Source organism: Georgenia daeguensis, from assembly GCF_039537705.1.
GTDB classification, from domain to species: Bacteria; Actinomycetota; Actinomycetes; order Actinomycetales; family Actinomycetaceae; genus Georgenia; species Georgenia daeguensis.
This window is the reverse complement of the sequence record NZ_BAABBA010000075.1, coordinates 1-1,424: the sequence shown is the minus strand read 5'-3', so window position 1 is coordinate 1,424 and position 1,424 is coordinate 1. Positions and strand designations below refer to the sequence as shown.

The window sequence follows — 1,424 nt, the reverse complement described above, 5'->3', positions numbered from 1 at the left end:
GGCTCTTCACAATCCAGGGTGTAGCTGGGGTCTGAATCCGCCGGTCTCCAGCAGTGATCTGGCGATGTAGTTGGTGAGGTTGCGGAAGCCGAGGGCGGAGCCGCGCAGGTGCTCGAGCCGGCCGTTCACGGCTTCGGTAGGGCCATTCGAGGTGCCCGGCCGGTCGAAGTAGGCCAGGACATCGGCGGCGCGCCGCTTGAGAGTGCGGCCGAGCGTGATGACCTCCGTCAGCGCAGCGGGAACTGCGGTGCTGACCGAGTTGATCAGCTTCTCCATCGCCTCGTGACCCCGGGTGCGGTCGGGTTCCCGGTAGGCGGCGATCATGCGCTGGTAGATGCCCCAGGTCGCCTCGACCTCGACGTGCGCGTCGGCCGCGAACAACGCCTGGAGGCGTTGGGTCTGCTTGTCGGTGAGCAGGTCGGCGCCGGTGTGCAGGGTCCGCCGGGCGGCATAGAGCGGGTCGCCCTTACGGCCGCGGTGCCCGCGGGTGCGCTGCTGAACCCGGCGCCGGCAGTTGTCGAGGGCGTCGCCGGCCAACCTCACGACATGAAAAGGATCCATGACCGCGACGGCCTCGGGCAGCTCCTCGGCGGTGGCGGTCTTGAACCCGGTGAACCCGTCCATCGCGACGACCTCCACCTGGTCCCGCCACTCTTGCGGGCGTGCCGTCAGCCACTGCTTGAACGCCTGCTTGGAGCGGCCCTCGACCATGTCCAGCAGCCGCGAGGTGCCGGTACCCTCCCGGATCGGGGTGAGGTCGATGATCACGGTGACGTACTTGTCGCCGCGGCGGGTGTGCCGCCAGACGTGTTCGTCGACGCCGACGACCTTGACGCCGTCGAACCGGGCAGGGTCGTTGATCAGCATGCGCTTGCCTTCGGCCAGGACCGCGGCGTTGGCGGTGTTCCACGACACGCCCAGCCCCTCGGCGACCCGGGCCACGGTCAGGTGCTGGCACACGATGCCCTCCAGTGCCCAGCGCAGGCCGCGGCGGGAGAGCTTCGCGCGTGGTTCGGCCGCGGCGCTGGTGTCCTGGCGCCACACGTGCCCGCACCCGGTGCACCGGTAGCGCCGCACGGTGACCAGCAAGGTGGTGGGGCGCCAGCCCAGCGGCTCGTGCGCGAGCCGGCGGGTGACGGTGTCGCGCGGCGTGCCCTCGCAGCCGCACCGGCGGCACCACTGGTCCGGCTCGACCACGCGGCAGGCCAGCACCGCCCGGTCGGACTCGAGCCGCTGCCCGACGACCTGAAGGCCGAGCTCGTCGAGGCGGGCGAACGTGGTCAGGTCAGGGCGAACGAAGGTAGCGTCAGGCACGTCGAGGTCTTCCGGATGGGTGGCGTGAGAACCTCCATCATCGGAAGACCTCGACCTCTATCCCGTCAACGCCGCGCCGGCCTCGACTACACCCTCATCTGCGAAGAGCC

The 1,424-nt window shown here is 70.2% G+C and carries 1 protein-coding gene; it reads right to left on the bottom strand.

The annotated features are described in order from the left end of the window. Positions 1 to 6: 6 nt before the first annotated feature. A complete protein-coding gene (locus ABD774_RS21465) occupies positions 7 to 1,314 on the bottom strand; it encodes an ISL3 family transposase (RefSeq protein WP_345045809.1) in 1,308 nt (435 codons plus the stop codon). Between the last annotated feature and the right edge of the window lie 110 nt (positions 1,315 to 1,424).